At 38.4% G+C, this 15388-nt stretch carries 21 protein-coding genes and 1 pseudogene; 18 read left to right on the top strand and 4 right to left on the bottom strand.

Annotated features, from left to right (window positions below; genetic code table 11):
- Window positions 1-5 precede the first annotated feature (5 nt).
- The 6 genes from J7E67_RS10025 to J7E67_RS10005 all read left to right on the top strand — a co-directional run bounded on the left by J7E67_RS10025 (window position 6) and on the right by J7E67_RS10005 (window position 5029).
- Window positions 6-929, top strand: a complete 924-nt coding sequence (locus tag J7E67_RS10025) for a PLP-dependent cysteine synthase family protein (RefSeq protein WP_214731589.1) — start codon at window positions 6-8, stop codon at window positions 927-929.
- 1 nt (window position 930) lies between these two features.
- Window positions 931-2064: a bifunctional cystathionine gamma-lyase/homocysteine desulfhydrase gene (locus J7E67_RS10020; protein ID WP_214731587.1), complete on the top strand. Its 1134-nt coding sequence runs from the start codon at window positions 931-933 to the stop codon at window positions 2062-2064.
- A 162-nt stretch (window positions 2065-2226) separates the two neighbouring features.
- Window positions 2227-2355, top strand: a complete 129-nt coding sequence (locus J7E67_RS31830; RefSeq protein ID WP_285291921.1) for a hypothetical protein — start codon at window positions 2227-2229, stop codon at window positions 2353-2355.
- A gap of 191 nt (window positions 2356-2546) precedes the next feature.
- Window positions 2547-2687 (top strand): YrzI family small protein, encoded by a 141-nt coding sequence (locus J7E67_RS10015; RefSeq protein WP_214731585.1) that lies wholly within the window; start codon window positions 2547-2549, stop codon window positions 2685-2687.
- A 657-nt stretch (window positions 2688-3344) separates the two neighbouring features.
- Window positions 3345-4025, top strand: coding sequence for a response regulator transcription factor (locus J7E67_RS10010; RefSeq protein WP_214731583.1), 681 nt, complete (start codon window positions 3345-3347; stop codon window positions 4023-4025).
- A gap of 35 nt (window positions 4026-4060) precedes the next feature.
- Window positions 4061-5029: a F510_1955 family glycosylhydrolase gene (locus tag J7E67_RS10005; RefSeq protein ID WP_214731580.1), complete on the top strand. Its 969-nt coding sequence runs from the start codon at window positions 4061-4063 to the stop codon at window positions 5027-5029.
- 22 nt (window positions 5030-5051) lie between these two features.
- Here J7E67_RS10005 and sigK read toward each other — a convergent pair whose 3' ends face one another.
- Both sigK and pssA read right to left on the bottom strand, forming a co-directional pair.
- A complete protein-coding gene (gene sigK / locus J7E67_RS10000; protein WP_066257756.1) occupies window positions 5052-5765 on the bottom strand; it encodes an RNA polymerase sporulation sigma factor SigK in 714 nt (237 codons plus the stop codon).
- Window positions 5766-6005: 240 nt separating this feature from the next.
- Window positions 6006-6545, bottom strand: coding sequence for a CDP-diacylglycerol--serine O-phosphatidyltransferase (gene pssA, locus J7E67_RS09995; RefSeq protein WP_088089057.1), 540 nt, complete (start codon window positions 6543-6545; stop codon window positions 6006-6008).
- 129 nt (window positions 6546-6674) lie between these two features.
- On the opposite strand from pssA, the gene J7E67_RS09990 reads away from it, so the two are divergent.
- Complete coding sequence (locus tag J7E67_RS09990) at window positions 6675-7460, top strand: phosphatidylserine decarboxylase (RefSeq protein ID WP_214731577.1); 786 nt, start codon at window positions 6675-6677, stop codon at window positions 7458-7460.
- A gap of 71 nt (window positions 7461-7531) precedes the next feature.
- On the opposite strand, the gene J7E67_RS09985 is transcribed toward J7E67_RS09990, so the two are convergent.
- Window positions 7532-7672, bottom strand: a complete 141-nt coding sequence (locus J7E67_RS09985; RefSeq protein ID WP_098259603.1) for a sporulation histidine kinase inhibitor Sda — start codon at window positions 7670-7672, stop codon at window positions 7532-7534.
- A 472-nt stretch (window positions 7673-8144) separates the two neighbouring features.
- Here J7E67_RS09985 and J7E67_RS09980 point away from each other — a divergent pair, with 472 nt between their 5' ends.
- From J7E67_RS09980 to J7E67_RS09945, 8 genes are read left to right on the top strand one after another with little or no spacing between them, the layout of a single operon-like run.
- Window positions 8145-8660, top strand: coding sequence for a YqeG family HAD IIIA-type phosphatase (locus J7E67_RS09980; protein WP_168245142.1), 516 nt, complete (start codon window positions 8145-8147; stop codon window positions 8658-8660).
- 3 nt (window positions 8661-8663) lie between these two features.
- Complete coding sequence (gene yqeH / locus J7E67_RS09975) at window positions 8664-9770, top strand: ribosome biogenesis GTPase YqeH (protein ID WP_214731574.1); 1107 nt, start codon at window positions 8664-8666, stop codon at window positions 9768-9770.
- A gap of 55 nt (window positions 9771-9825) precedes the next feature.
- The gene (gene aroE / locus J7E67_RS09970) at window positions 9826-10665 is read left to right on the top strand and encodes a shikimate dehydrogenase (RefSeq protein ID WP_214731571.1); all 840 of its coding nucleotides are present in this window, start codon (window positions 9826-9828) and stop codon (window positions 10663-10665) included.
- Entirely contained in the window at window positions 10659-10949 is a 291-nt protein-coding gene (yhbY, locus tag J7E67_RS09965) for a ribosome assembly RNA-binding protein YhbY (protein WP_214731569.1), read from the top strand. The genes aroE and yhbY overlap by 7 nt, the downstream gene beginning before the upstream one ends.
- A gap of 24 nt (window positions 10950-10973) precedes the next feature.
- Entirely contained in the window at window positions 10974-11543 is a 570-nt protein-coding gene (locus J7E67_RS09960; RefSeq protein ID WP_214731568.1) for a nicotinate-nucleotide adenylyltransferase, read from the top strand.
- On the top strand, window positions 11533-12099 hold the full coding sequence (gene yqeK, locus J7E67_RS09955; RefSeq protein WP_214731567.1) for a bis(5'-nucleosyl)-tetraphosphatase (symmetrical) YqeK: 567 nt from the start codon (window positions 11533-11535) through the stop codon (window positions 12097-12099). The genes J7E67_RS09960 and yqeK overlap by 11 nt, the downstream gene beginning before the upstream one ends.
- A gap of 3 nt (window positions 12100-12102) precedes the next feature.
- A complete protein-coding gene (rsfS, locus tag J7E67_RS09950; RefSeq protein ID WP_168245136.1) occupies window positions 12103-12459 on the top strand; it encodes a ribosome silencing factor in 357 nt (118 codons plus the stop codon).
- Window positions 12456-13214 carry a class I SAM-dependent DNA methyltransferase gene (locus J7E67_RS09945; RefSeq protein WP_214731945.1) on the top strand — a complete coding sequence of 253 codons (759 nt, stop codon included), beginning with the start codon at window positions 12456-12458 and terminating at the stop codon, window positions 13212-13214. Before rsfS ends, J7E67_RS09945 begins: the two co-directional genes overlap by 4 nt.
- Before the next feature lie 57 nt (window positions 13215-13271).
- Here J7E67_RS09945 and comER read toward each other — a convergent pair whose 3' ends face one another.
- Entirely contained in the window at window positions 13272-14096 is an 825-nt protein-coding gene (comER, locus tag J7E67_RS09940) for a late competence protein ComER (RefSeq protein WP_214731566.1), read from the bottom strand.
- Between the two features lie 87 nt (window positions 14097-14183).
- Here comER and J7E67_RS32095 point away from each other — a divergent pair, with 87 nt between their 5' ends.
- From J7E67_RS32095 to J7E67_RS09925, 3 genes and pseudogenes are all read left to right on the top strand, one after another.
- A complete protein-coding gene (locus J7E67_RS32095) occupies window positions 14184-14564 on the top strand; it encodes an SLBB domain-containing protein (RefSeq protein ID WP_214731565.1) in 381 nt (126 codons plus the stop codon).
- Between the two features lie 39 nt (window positions 14565-14603).
- The gene (locus J7E67_RS09930) at window positions 14604-14822 is read left to right on the top strand and encodes a ComEA family DNA-binding protein (protein WP_214731943.1); all 219 of its coding nucleotides are present in this window, start codon (window positions 14604-14606) and stop codon (window positions 14820-14822) included.
- A gap of 73 nt (window positions 14823-14895) precedes the next feature.
- Window positions 14896-15342, top strand: a pseudogene (locus J7E67_RS09925) (ComE operon protein 2); the annotation flags it as partial.
- Window positions 15343-15388: the final 46 nt, after the last annotated feature.

Here is a 15388-nt window from a genome sequence, read left to right as displayed (position 1 = left end):
GAAAAATGAAGGTTTACAAAAATGTACATGAACTAATTGGGCATACACCTATTGTCGAGATTACACAATTTCCTTTGTCTGAGGGAGTTCGTATTTTTGCAAAACTAGAATTTATGAACCCTGGAGGCAGTGTAAAAGACCGCCTTGGGATCGAACTGTTAAACGAAGCTTTTTCAAGTGGGAAATTGCAGGCGGGCGGGACAGTTATTGAGCCAACGGCAGGGAATACCGGGATTGGCCTAGCGCTTGCGGCTATAAACAAAGGAATTCAAGTAATATTATGTGTTCCTGAAAAGTTTAGTATCGAAAAGCAAGAGCTGATGAAAGCACTAGGGGCCAAAATCGTTCACACGCCAACAGAAATGGGGATGAAGGGCGCGATTGCAAAGGCTGAGGAGCTTCTAAAAGAAATTCCAGGGTCTTATTGCCCGCAGCAATTTGCCAACCCTACTAACCCCGCTACGTATTATAAAACGCTTGGCCCTGAACTCTGGGATCAAATGGACGGTCAAATTGATATCTTTGTTGCTGGCGCAGGTACAGGCGGAACATTTATGGGGACTGCTCGGTATTTAAAGGACCATAAAAAAGCAGTTAAAACGGTTATCGTTGAACCGGAAGGATCGATTCTAAATGGTGGGGAATCTGGTCCGCATCGGACCGAAGGCATCGGAATGGAATTCTTGCCAGGGTATATGGACCCGGACTACTTTGATGCAATCCATACTGTTCCAGATGCGACAGCCTTTAACCATGTAAAGGAATTAGTTGTAAAGGAAGGACTTCTAGTCGGCAGTTCTTCTGGCGCCGCTTTTTATGCTGCACTTAAAGAGGCAGAAAAGGCAATGCCTGGAACAAATATTGTGGTTATTTTTCCAGACGGCAGTGAGCGTTACTTAAGTAAGAAGATTTTTGAAGGAGGGATTTAGCATGAAAAGAAAAACGCAATTAATTCATGGAGGAATTAGTAACGATCCAGCTACTGGTGCAGTTACCTATCCCATTTATCAAGTGAGTACATTTAAGCAAGAAGGTGTCGGCGGGCATAAAGGCTTCGAATATTCACGAACAGGGAATCCGACCAGACATGCGCTTGAGGAATTGATCAAAGAGCTTGAAGGAGGCAAAGCTGGATTTGCCTTTGGCTCTGGAATGGCAGCCATGACAGCTGTGATGATGCTGTTTAACAGTGGGGATCATGTGATCTTAACTGATGATGTTTACGGCGGCTCGTTTCGGGTAATGACGAAAGTATTGAATCGATTGGGAATTGACTCTACCTTTGTGGATACAAGTAAATCTGAAACGATATTAAGCGCGATTCGACCAAATACAAGAGCCATTCATTTAGAAACACCTACAAATCCGCTTCTAAAGATTACTGATATTGAAGCTGTCGCAAAGCTTGCGAAAGAACATAACCTGTTAACCATAGTTGATAACACGTTTTCGACGCCATATTGGCAAAACCCTATCGAACTTGGGGCGGATATTGTCTTGCATAGTGCCACAAAATACCTTGGTGGGCACAGTGATGTGGTTGCAGGTTTAGCTGTAGTAAATAGTGAAAAGCTTGCTGAGGAGCTCCATTTTGTGCAAAATTCTACTGGTGGGATCTTGGGACCGCAAGATTCATGGCTGTTAATTCGAGGAATTAGAACACTCGGAATTCGCTTGGAAGAGATGGAAGCAAATACGAAAGCAATTGTTGAATTTTTACAAGGGCACACAAATGTAAAAAAAGTTTACTACCCTGGAATTGAAACCCATCCCAATCATCAGATCGCTAAAAAACAAACAAGAGGGTTTGGCGGTATGGTTTCGTTTGATGTCGGGAGTGCCGAAAATGCTGACAAATTACTTAGTAAAGTGAAATATTTTACCTTGGCAGAAAGCCTTGGAGCAGTTGAAAGCTTAATCTCAGTACCTGCAAGGATGACCCATGCTTCAATTCCAGCAGAGCGCAGAGCTGAACTAGGGATTACCGATGGCCTAGTAAGAATCTCAGTAGGCCTAGAAGACGTAGAAGACCTCATTAAAGACCTAGAGAATGCATTAAAATGATTAGGTGTCAGGCACCATGTGAAAAATTCACATGGTGCCTGACACCTTTTTAGGCTTTTGAATTAATTTAAAAAAAGTTTCCACAAAAAGGTTTACAAAGTATTTGTGTATGGATATAATTACCGTAGTAAGTAAAAAATTCCAAAAAGGAGGTCGAGGAAAATGATGTTTACATTAACTGGAGCGATTGCGTTAAACGGTATGGTATCAGCAGCTGGAATGATCGTAACAATTGAATATGAATATCAAACATTCGACCAGTCTGGAATGGATTGCTTAATTTTAAATTAAGTTACTATACATATCCATGCCGCAGGGAGAATGACGCCATGCGGTATTTTTGTGCCTAAAAAACCAGAGCCGCAGGGATACTCTTCTGCGGCCTTTTTGTGCCCTTTTTACGAGCATTTTGGATATGTAAAGCATAAATTGAATTTGTTGCGATTTCACTACAAATGATTACTTAAAGGAGGTGGTTAGTCATGACCCTAAATATATTCTTTTTTTCAATTACGATTAAGAAACGAAAAGTAAGCACGGAAGAAGCTATTCATCAAGAAATGGTTGAGAAGCTCTACGAACAAAACAAAGATCGTCAAGCATCTATGTACCGTGGTATGTAATTAGAAAAAAATTTGCTGATAAGAAAGGTGGTTTTAAATATGTTGTTTTTACTAATGCAAGGTCGTGGCGCTAGTCTCTGGGTTTCGAAGGATACCACCTAGCTAGTCATAAAAAATAGGAGGTAACAATCATGCCGCTGCATATCTTATTATTGTCGCTATTCTTTATACCAAAGAAAAAGGGTCATAATGATATCATATTGAAATCGAATTGCTAATAGCCGTAAGTGTTTGTTAACAAAATCTCCACATTTCCTTAAGCTAGTTACTGTGAAAATATGATAAATTCATATTAGAAAGAACAGGATCTATCTAAGGGGTGGAGAGTATGTTCATGGTTGTGATGGCTATCGTCATTACTGCGGCAATCGGCTGCGTTATTTCAGCTGAAATTAGTGTTGAATAGAAAGTAAGCATCGACCAAGATATTTGGTCGATGCTTTTATTTTTTCATCTTATTTAGATTCAAGTCAAAGCCAAGAATTCATCAATATCATTAATTAATATAGTTATTTTTCGAAAAATTATATATTACGATTCCCGAAGGAGGAAATGCAAATCTGGCTAGACGAGTAAATTAATATTTTCGTCATATTTCTTGTTTATTCGTATGTAGTATAATTTAATCCTAGATCTAATATGCGGGAGAGGAAACTAGTGAAAAAAATACTGCTCGTTGATGATGAAACAAGAATGTTAGATTTACTTTCTCTTTATTTAACTCCCAAAGGGTATAACTGCATTAAAATGTCTTCCGCTCTCAAGGCAATTTGTTACTTGGAAAAGGAGAAAGCAGATATAATCTTGTTAGATGTTATGATGCCCGAAATGGACGGGTGGGAAGCATGTAAGGAGATTCGAAAAAACTGGGACATCCCGATCATTATGCTAACCGCACGCAGTGAAAAAAATGATATTGTTAAAGGCCTAAAAATGGGTGCTGATGATTATATTTCTAAACCATTCGACGAAGAGGAGTTAACTGCTCGTATCGATGCTGTCTTAAGAAGACAAGCAGGTCATCCAGTATTCATTGACTTTAATGGTCTTTCATTAAACGAGGGTTCTTTTGATGTTTCATACAAGAATCAGCATATACCTGTCACACCAAAGGAATTTTCTTTATTAGCGCTTTTACTAAAGAATCATAACAAAGTGTTTACCCGGGAACATCTATTGACGACGATATGGGGCTATGCCGCTCCAACAGAAGACCGGACGATTGATTCCCATGTTCGGAATTTACGGGATAAATTACGAAAAACAGGATTTCCTGTTGACGATTATTTGACAACCGTATGGGGACTGGGGTATAAGTGGATGGATAAGGATTCATAAATGAATACCTCATAGTTTAATATGGAGGGAAAAAAGTGAAGATTACAATGAAAGTCTATCTTGCTATTTTGACAGGAATCATGCTGATTTTGGCCTCAGGCTGCACAAATAAAAGCCAAGAACAGAAACCTGAAAAGGAAAAGATAGCAAAAGTAAACTTTGATATTATCCAGGCGAAATCATTAAAAGTAGGTCAGATTCTTGGTATTGGCTTTCCAGGAAATGATTTTGCATTGTACGTAGCTACAGATGACGGCCTAAAAATGTATAATGGTTCTGAATGGTATGAAACAACAACGAACCAACATGATTACTTTGGCTTTCAAGCTATAAGTGCTGGTTTTATCGCGAGCGGTCAACCTCAAAAAGGATCGGGTCTTAAGGACCCACTCGGTGTAATTCAGAGTGTTGATAAAGGACAAACCCTCAAGAAATTATCCTTTTATAATCAGTCGCTGTTCCATTTCGTGGGTGCGAGTTTTTCAGGAAAGGGTCTTTATGTAATTAACGAAGAACCTAATGGAAAACTGGGTCAAGGCGTGAATTATTCTCTGGATAATGGTGCGACGTGGAAAAAAAGTGCATTAAAGGCTTTTAACGCTGATTCATTTGGAATGATCGCGGTTCATCCGAAAAATGGCAATATCATCGCGATGTCGACAAGGTCTGGTATTTTTTATTCGACCGACAATGGGAACACCATGAAGCAGATTACAGATCCATTTATGGTTACTGCACTTTCATTTAGTGGAGACTCGATTTTATTTTCAAGTGTGGAAAACGAAAAAGTACTTTTAAAAACAATCAATCCTGCAACTGGAGAACAAAAGAATATCGCTTTCCCATTCCTTGATTATGATAATCCAATTACTTATTTAGCGATTAATCCAAGAGATCCGAACCAAATCGCCTTCACTACTTATAAGAATGATGTATATGAATCTATTGATGGTGGAATGAAGTGGAATAATCCTTTACAAAATGGAAAAACAGAGCTGCAATAAACCACGGCTCTGTTTTATTATGTTATTTTTTTTTCTTCTCTTTTTCGGCTCGATAGAATTCATGGAACATTTTCATTAAGGCACGTTTTTCAATCCTTGAAACATAACTTCGTGATATTCCTAATTCTTTGGCAATCTCCCGTTGTGTTTTTTCTTTTTGTAGGTCAAGTCCAAATCGCCCGATGATTACTTCCTTTTCTCGGTCATCCAGCACTTCAATATATTTTTTCACTTTCTCCAGCTCCATGTTCAGCTGAATCGTATCAATCACATCTTCTGATTCTGATTTAAGCACATCGATTAATGATATTTCGTTTCCTTCCTTATCTTGACCAATTGGATCATGCAAGGAAACATCTTTTTTTGTTTTCTTAAGAGCTCGTAAATGCATTAAAATTTCATTCTCAATACAACGTGCGGCATAGGTGGCGAGCTTTGTTCCTTTCCCCTCGGAGTAACTCTCAATCGCTTTAATTAACCCAATGGTTCCAATTGATATTAAATCTTCCGAATCCTCCCCAGTGTTTTCGAATTTTTTTACTATATGCGCGACCAATCTTAGGTTGTGTTCAATTAACATATTGCGCGCATGGGAATCTCCCTCTGCCATCAATCGAAGATATTTTCTTTCTTCTGCGGCAGATAGGGGTTGAGGAAAGGCATTATTTTTTACATAGGAAACAAGAAATAAGAATTCCTTCATTAAATATCCGAGAGCTGTTAAGATTCCAGACATCCACATCTACCCCCGTCTTTTTTGGCTTATTCGCCTATTATTAATTCCTATGAAGGAAAAGGGAAATTGTGTCTGTCCATAAACTTTTTTATTTAAGTAGGAATTTTATTATAAAAGCCTCTTTATACTTGGCTGTTGATTTCCGCTTCAATCAACATGTGCCAAAATCAATAATAACCTTTAAAACATCCTTATAAAAAAAGCATCAACCATGGACTGATTGATGCTTTCTTGCTATTTCTATACTTTTTTCAGTTTAAATGGACTGACCATTAGGAATGATAGAATGATGATGATAAATAAGAATGTTTGGGAAGGGATATAGGGAATGGCTAAAAAGCTTAAGGTTGCCAAGCACCCTGCTGCTGTAATTGGTAGACCAGTAAAATAGCCATTGCTTTCCGTTATATTGAAGCGTGCTAATCTGAAGGCGCCACAACCGATGTAGAAAACCGTAAAAAATGAACCCGGTCCGCCAAATTCATGTAAAATTCCTTGATATAGTAATAGTGCAGGTGCCACGCCAAATGATATAATATCACTCATGGAATCCAATTGTTTTCCTAACTCGGATTCAATATTAAATTTTCGTGCAATCATGCCGTCAAAACGATCGGCCAATGCGGCAATAAAAATTAACAGCAGGCTTAATCTCAAATTCCCATGAAGTCCGAATACAATGGCAAAACCGCCCAATGATAAGTTTGTTAAAGTGATAACATTAGCTGTTTGTGATTTAAGTTTTTTTATTGTTTGATCTAGTACGTCTAATAAAAACATGCTCCACACCACTCCTTTCTTACAAGCCGGAAGGTAAATCAATTTCTTACATTCATTCTATATTATTTAATTTTAAGCGTTTTATGTCTTTTCGTAAAGAGTATTTTTACACTATTTGGGGGTAGTTAGATGATCCAAAGCTTTTATCGTCTATTGATTGAGTTAACAAATGGAAGGTGGACATCAGGAATTTTAAGAAGGTTTGCTCGTTCACATGTCAGTCGTTTCGTGGTACCATCCTTTGCAAAGATTTATCATTTAAATCAAGAAGAAATGGAGAAGGGCTTATCAGAATATCCTACTCTTCATGATTTATTTGTCAGGACATTGAAAAAGGATGCAAGAGAAATTGATAAAGGTGAGAATTCAGTTGTCAGTCCGGTGGATGCGGTTATCGAAGATGTGGGTCCGATTAAAGAGACGAGTGATATTCATGTCAAAGGAAAGACGTATTCAATTGAAGAAATGCTGGGAAACCCACAACTGTTAGCCAAGTATTTAAATGGTACATACATGATTCTTTATTTAAGCCCAAGTCATTATCATCGTATTCACAGCCCTGTCAATGGAATCGTCACCAAACAATGGACGCTTGGTTCAAAATCATATCCAGTCAATAAGCTGGGGCTAAAATATGGGGTTAGAACACTCGCCAAGAATTATCGAGTTATAACTGAAGTGAAAACGGATTATGGGCATGTTGCAATCGTGAAGGTTGGGGCTATGTTTGTTAATTCAATTGAAACCACACACAAGGGATCAGAATTAGTGAAGGGCGGCGAAATGGCTTATTTTAGTTTTGGTTCGACCGTAGTCCTGTTATTCGAAAAAGATATTTTTCAAATGGATTCAAACGTTCAGACACCTAAGGACATTAAGGTTGGAGAAAAACTTGGGGTTTTGAGAAATCAGTAACGAAAAACAGCCTCAGAGACTTGGGCTTGAGGCTGACAAAAAGAAAAGCCCTAATAGGGCTATTGCTAATTTTATGATGACATTTTTATTTTATGGTATAAGGAGCGTCTGAGCATTTCTGACTCAATAAGTCCTATAAAATCAGGGCTTAAGTTTAATTCTCTTGCTTTAAAATATGACTCAATTAATAATTCATCTGACAGTTTCCGCACGGCAGAATCCACCTCCGATTTGAAAATAAATTGTTCTAATATATGAATCATAAGCATAAAATGGTATGTTCAATTGGTGTACCCTAAATCTACCAAATTTATTCCTATAGAACAATCGTTCTAACTATCCACAGGTTCTGGTGGATAACTTGTGATTACTTTGTTTATAAAATGATGAAATGTGTATGATTCAATGGGTATAATGTTAATAACTTTATCCACAACGGTGTGAAATGAAGATATTTGTCGAAAAATTTTTTGATTTTTTTAATCTCATCCTATTTTAGAAAGATTTAGGCGCTCTTATAAAAAGCAATAATATTTTAAAATCATGTATTATCAGTTTTTGATGAATAATAAGACTATAAACAAATTACATTTAATCTTTGAAACAAAGGTTAAAATTGGTTATGATTGTACAAGAAAAAAATATTGAACGATTATATTTAGAATTCAATGAGGTGTAAGCTTAGTGCTAAAACAATTTTTACCGAATGAACATGTTAAAAGCATTCTTGATATATCCGCTGAACAGTTGAATGCAAAAGGGATTAAGGGGATCATTACTGATTTGGATAATACGTTAGTGGAATGGGATCGTCCCAATGCCACTCCTCAATTAATCAAATGGTTTGATGAAATTCGAAAACATAATATCCTCGTGACAATTGTTTCTAATAATAATGAAGAACGTGTCAAAGCCTTTTCTGATCCTTTAAAAATCCCCTTTATTTTTAGGGCTAGGAAGCCGTTTGCCATTGCCTTTCACAAGGCCATTTCACAAATGGGAATTAAAAAAGAAGAGGCAGTGGTAATTGGAGATCAGTTACTGACAGATGTACTTGGCGGGAACCGGGGTGGTTTTCATACGATCCTGGTTGTCCCTGTTGCACAGACTGACGGATTTTTTACAAAATTTAACCGCTTTGCCGAGAGAAGAATTTTAAATTGGTTTCGAAAAAAAGGTATGCTTCAATGGGAGGATTAATGTGTGAGTGAACATCAACATATTTGTATGGGTTGTGGAGTAAAGGTCCAAACAGAAAACCCAGAGGAACTAGGATACGCCCCAACATCGGCCTTGGAAAAAGAAATGATTATTTGCCAGCGATGTTTTCGTCTAAAGCACTATAATGAGGTTCAGGATGTTAGCTTAACCGACGATGATTTTTTAAAAATATTAAATGAAATGGGAAAGTCAGATGCCTTAATCGTGATGATTGTTGACATTTTTGATTTTAATGGCAGCTGGCTTCCAGGTTTACACCGTTTTGTAGGAAGCAATAAAGTGCTTCTTGTTGGAAACAAGGTGGATTTATTGCCTAAATCTGTGAAGCATAGTAAGCTAATTCACTGGATGAAGCATGAAGCCAAAGAACTGGGGTTAAAGCCGGAAGATGTATTCCTTGTAAGTGCTGCGAAAGGCTTATTTGTTAAAGAAACGGCGGCGGCCATTGATGAACACCGAAATGGTAAAGACGTCTATGTGGTTGGGTGTACTAATGTTGGAAAATCTACGTTTATCAATCGAATCATTAAAGAAGTAACAGGAGAATCCGATGTTATTACCACCTCCCATTTTCCGGGAACGACGTTGGATATTATCAAAATTCCACTTGATGATGAAAAATCATTAATTGATTCGCCAGGTATTATCAACCATCATCAAATGGCGCATTATGTTGATAAGAGGGATTTAAAAATTATCACCCCCAAAAAAGAAATCAAGCCAAAAGTGTTTCAATTGAATGAAGGACAAACCTTATTCTTTGGCGGCTTGGCCCGCTTTGATTATATTAGTGGCGGCCGAAGATCCTTTGTTTGTTATGTTTCCAATGAATTGAATATTCACAGGACCAAAATCGAGAATGCGGACGAACTCTATGAAAAGCATGTGGGGGAAATGCTGACACCGCCTCGTATGGAACAATTAGAATCTTTTCCTGAGCTTGTGAAACAGGAATTTATTGTGAAAGAAGCAAAAACGGATATCGTTTTCTCAGGACTTGGTTGGATTACCGTAAATGAGGCGGGTGCAAAAGTAGCGGCTTATGTACCAAAAGGTGTACAAGCATTAATTCGAAAATCCTTAATATAAATAGATATCTTTAAGGTCAGGTTTTCACGTGCTGACATGGGTGGGGGGAATTCAGATGAAGAAATTATTTGCTGTTTTGGGGAATCCAATCGGACATAGTATGTCTCCGGTTATGATCAATGATTTATTTTCATTTTATAATATTGATGCAGCCTATCTGCCATTTCAAGTTAAGGAAGTGGATTTACATGATGCTGTCAAGGGATTAAAAGCGCTGGGCGTCAGTGGATTTAATGTAACTGTACCGCATAAAAGTAAAATCATTCCCTTTCTGGATGGCATAGATGAATTGGCCGCGAACATCGGGGCTGTGAATACCGTTGTAAATGAAAACGGTCAACTAATTGGCTATAACACAGATGGCCCTGGTTTTCTAAAAGGCTTAAATGCTTTTCTGACTAAAATAACAGACCAAAAGGTTCTGATTATTGGAGCAGGCGGGGCTGCGAGAGCCATCTATTTAACTTTGGCAAAGGAAAACCCGCTCGTCTTGAACATTGCCAATCGCACGATAGAGAAAGCCTGGGAACTAATCAAAGAATGTCCTTATTCAGTTTTTTCTAGTGCTTGTTCGTTTGAAGAGGCAAGTGAATCATTAGGGGAATATGATTTAGTTATTCAAACGACACTGATTGGCATGTCCCCAAAAATTAATGAGCAGCCATTCCCACTAAATAAAATAAGGAATCAAACCGTCTTTTGTGATATCATATACAATCCGCTTGAAACGCAATTTTTACAAGAAGCGCGTCTTAATGGAGCAAGCATCCAAAACGGGATAGATATGTTTGTATATCAGGGAGCACTTGCTTTTGAAAAATGGACGGGAATTTTCCCTGATGTGGAAAGAATGAGAGATAATGTGTTAAAACAATTAGGAGGAAGAACATGTTAACAGGTAAGCAAAAAAGTTTTTTACGTTCAAAGGCGCACCACCTAGATCCTATTTTTCAAGTAGGTAAAGGTGGAGTAAACGAAAATATGATTAAACAAGTAGCTGATGCACTTGAAGCTAGAGAGCTATTTAAAGTCAGCATTTTGCAAAATTGTGAAGAAGATAAAACGGCCGTTGCTGAGCAGTTAGCTGAAGGTACGGGTGCAGAAATTGTTCAACTTATCGGAAATACCATTGTCCTTTATAAAGAGTCTGTGGAAAAGAAAACAATTAAACTTCCATAATTGAATGTATAAGGAGACGATCGCATGTTGAAGGTGGGAATATTGGGAGGAACCTTTGATCCTCCGCATTATGGACATCTTTTAATTGCAAATGAGGTTCTTTCCACTCTTCAGCTTGATGAAATTTGGTTTATGCCAAACCAAGAGCCTCCCCATAAGAGAAAATCAGAATCGATTAAAAATGAAGATCGCCTGCAAATGCTGGAATTAGCAATCGGTGGAAATGCTGCTTTTCGAGTGGAAACGATTGAACTTCATAGGCAAGGCCCTTCTTATACAGTTGATACCATGAAGATGATTAATGACCAGTATCCTGACCATCAGTTTTTCTTTATTATTGGGGCGGATATGATTGAATACCTGCCGAAATGGCATAAAATTGATGAACTTATTAAACTTGTCCAATTTGTTGGAGTTGAAAGACCGACGTATAGCAGTCAGACAGACTACCCTGTCCTTTATGTAGATGTTCCGGCACTGGATGTGTCATCTAGTATGATTAGGGATAGGGTGAAAAACGGAAAGACAGTTCGTTATCTACTTCCTGATCCGGTCGTTCAATATATCGAGGAGAAGCATTTATATGGAACGTGAAGAGGCGTTAAAGCTTGTAAAGGAACAATTAACCGATCATCGCTATCAGCATACTTTGGGAGTAATGGAGACAGCGATAGCACTTGCAAAACAATATGGCGGAAATGAACAAAAAGCCGAATTAGCTGCGATTTTTCATGATTATGCAAAATTTCGTCCAAAAGCCGAAATGAAGGAAATCATTACTGGTCAAGGATTTCCGCAGGATTTGCTTGAATTTCATTCGGAATTGTGGCATGCACCTGCAGGGGCCCACTTGGTGGAAAAGGAAGCGGGCATCAGCGACCGTGAAGTTTTGGAAGCGATCCGTTATCATACATCAGGAAGACCAGGAATGACTTTACTGGATAAAATTATTTATTTAGCCGATTACATTGAACCAGGCCGTCATTTCCCAGGCGTGGAAGAGGTACGAGATATGGCTAAAGAAAATTTAGATAGAGCACTAATTAAGTCCATTCAAAATACGATCATGTTTTTATTAAAAAAGAATCAAACAATATACCCTGATACATTCTATACGTACAATGATCTAATCAAAAAACTGGAGGATTGATTAATGGATAATCAAGAACTACTAAAAATTGCTGTTAAAGCAGCGGATGACAAACGTGCTGAAGACATTTTAGCCCTAAATATGAAGGGGATTTCTTTAATTGCTGATTACTTTATCATTTGTCACGGAAACTCGGATAAACAAGTACAGGCGATTGCAAAGGAAATGAAAGAAAAAGCCCAAGAACATGGATATGACGTAAAAAGAATTGAGGGTTATGATGAAGCAAGATGGGTGTTGATTGATCTTGGCGATGTTGTTGCCCACGTATTCCATCGTGACGAAAGAAGCTATTACAAATTGGAGCGTCTATGGGGCGATGCGCCGTTGGAAGACATCCACAGTGCGCTAAATACATGAGCTATCAGCAATTTGCCTATCTCTATGATGAACTGATGAAGGACGCGCCATATAATGAGTGGGTCCAGTTTGTCAAAGATAAATGCGTGAACTATAACGTTACTGGCACTCGCTTGCTGGACCTAGCATGTGGGACAGGAGAACTCTCCGTCCGGTTAGCGAAAGACGGATTTCAAGTAACGGGAGTCGATTTATCTGAGGATATGCTAGCTGTGGCACAGGCGAAGGCCGAGGATGATGGGGTAAGAATTCCGTTTTTTCAGCAGAATATGGCTGACTTGGAGGGCCAGGGGGAATTTGATGTCATCGGTATTTTTTGTGATTCGTTAAATTATCTTCAAAGCGAGCAAGAAGTTATGGCGACCTTTTCAAATGCCTTCCAGCATTTGAGCGATGAAGGCATTTTCATTTTTGATGTTCATTCGATTTATAAAATTTCTCATTTATTCATTAATCAAACCTTTGCTTCCAGTGAGGATCATGTCTCATTTATCTGGAATAGCTTCTCTGGAGAAAGTTCGAATAGTGTGGAACATGAGTTAAGCTTTTTTGTTTTGGATGAACGGACAGGAAAGTATGACCGATTTGATGAGATTCATTTTCAACGAACATATCCAGTCCAGCAATATTCAGACTGGTTAGTCGAGACTGGTTTTGAATTGTTGGAGGTTTGTGCTGATTTTAAAGATGCTAAGCCCTCAACACAATCAGAGCGAATCTTTTTTGTAGCGAAAAAAATAGAGAAAGCCATCTAAAAAATAAGATGGCTTTTTATTATGAGAAAAGAAGGAATTTGTCAGTAAATGGCGAAATTAATAATTAGAGAATTGCGTCTCTACTTTATCTAGATCCTCTTTATATTTTGCCTGCGTAGCCTGAAATAGGTGCTCAAATACGTCTCCGAGCTCGTTATCCAGTACTTTTATACCTTCACCGGTTATCCCGCCCTTTACACATACCTTTTCCTGCAGTGATGAAAGCGTATAATGCCCTTGCTTTAATAATTCACCCATTCCCACAATCATTTCACTTGCCATAATTGTAGCGGCATCTTCGTCAATTTCTGTCTCTTTTACTGCCGCTTGGATGAAACTTTGGAGAAGATAGCTGAAGAAAGCTGGCCCGCAGCTAACGATATCAGAGGCAGGCCTCGTTATTTTTTCATCAATATGAAACGGCACCCCAATCTTCGTAATTAATTTCTCCACTTTCCTTTTCCAATGGTCTCTGCAATTTTCCCCATAGGTAATCAATGACACCCCAGATAATGCGCGATTCGTAATACTTGGGATTACTCTTACGGCTGAACAGGAAACCTTCTTTTCAATTTGGCTTGTACTGATAGGACTCGTTATAGAAATGAGACATTTTTCTGGGCTTAAATGTGGTTTAATTTCATCTAGAACTTGAAATACATCTAATGGTTTTACACAAATAAATACCAAGTCGGACTCCGCGGCAACTTCTCTTGGATTCGCTCCAACCCTTAGTTCTCTATATTTATCTTTAAGCACCATAGCTTTTGATTTTGTCCTGTTTGTAATCATGATAGAGGAAGGGGAAATGGCTTTTCCGTCAATCAAGGCCTCCACCAATATTCTCCCCATATTACCGGTACCGATAATGCCTATTTTCATTGTTCCGACCCTCCTTCGCATGCAAGTTTCTTTTATAACCATATGAAATCTGTAAGTGAAATATACCTTTAGAAAGGAAGGATTCAAGTGAAAGACTGGTTGATTGAACACAAGATCATTGTTGTAGTTGTTGCGATTATTGCACTCGGTGGATTTTATTTTTTTTATGTCAATGATGCCCCTGAGCCTCTTCCCACTAATTCCCTAAGTAGTGAAGAGAAATTTCAAGGGGAAGAGAAGGAAACAGAAAAGATGAAACCTGCAAATCTTCCGGAATTGCCAGAGAAAATTATGGTTGATGTCAAGGGCCAAATCAAACTTCCAGGAGTATACCAAGCAAATACAAGTGAGAGAGTTATTGATGTTATCAGTAGAGCGGGTGGTTTAACGGACAAGGCCGACCAAGGTCAGGTGAATTTTGCCGAACATGTCCAAGATGAAATGATCATTTACATCCCTGCTAAGTGAGAGGAAGGATTTCCTTCTGCCCCCTCGGGAGGCAGCCAAATTTCTTCAGTCGGCAATCAAAAGGAATCAAAAATTAATATAAATAGTGCGGATGAAACTGAATTGCAAAATCTCCCTGGCATCGGTCCTGCCAAAGCGGCTGCCATTATTGAATATAGGAATATAAACGGCCCTTTCAAAGCTACTGAAGACTTGAAAAATATAAGCGGTATCGGTGACAAAACGTTCGAAAAATTTAAAGATTTACTTGCTATATAGTAAATCTCTAATTGACCTATAGGGACAATCACTATTAAACTTAAGTGAATGAACATAAAAGGGAGTGGGAGAAGTGGAACGAATCTCATGGGATCAATATTTTATGGCACAAAGCCATTTGCTCGCACTAAGAAGCACATGTACTAGGCTGACAGTGGGAGCTACAATTGTAAGGGATAAACGAATTATTGCTGGTGGCTATAATGGATCAATAGCTGGTGGAGACCATTGTATTGATGAAGGTTGCTTCGTGATTGACAATCACTGTGTCAGAACCATACACGCTGAAATGAATGCACTGCTTCAATGTGCTAAATTTGGTGTCCCGACTGCAGAAGCTGAAATTTATGTCACCCATTTCCCCTGCTTACAATGCTGTAAAGCGATTATCCAAGCGGGTATTAAAACTGTTTATTACGCGGAGGATTATAAAAATCACCCGTATGCAATTGAACTTTTTCAGCAGGCAAATGTTACCATTGAGAAGGTAGAGCTGCATGAGTCAGTGATTGATTTACGGAAGGTTAGTCAATAATTCTACGGATTGATGCCGGTTATTTCCGGCT

The sequence above is a fragment of the Bacillus sp. ISL-46 genome (assembly GCF_018613205.1).
This window is presented reverse-complemented; position numbering and strand designations above follow the sequence as displayed.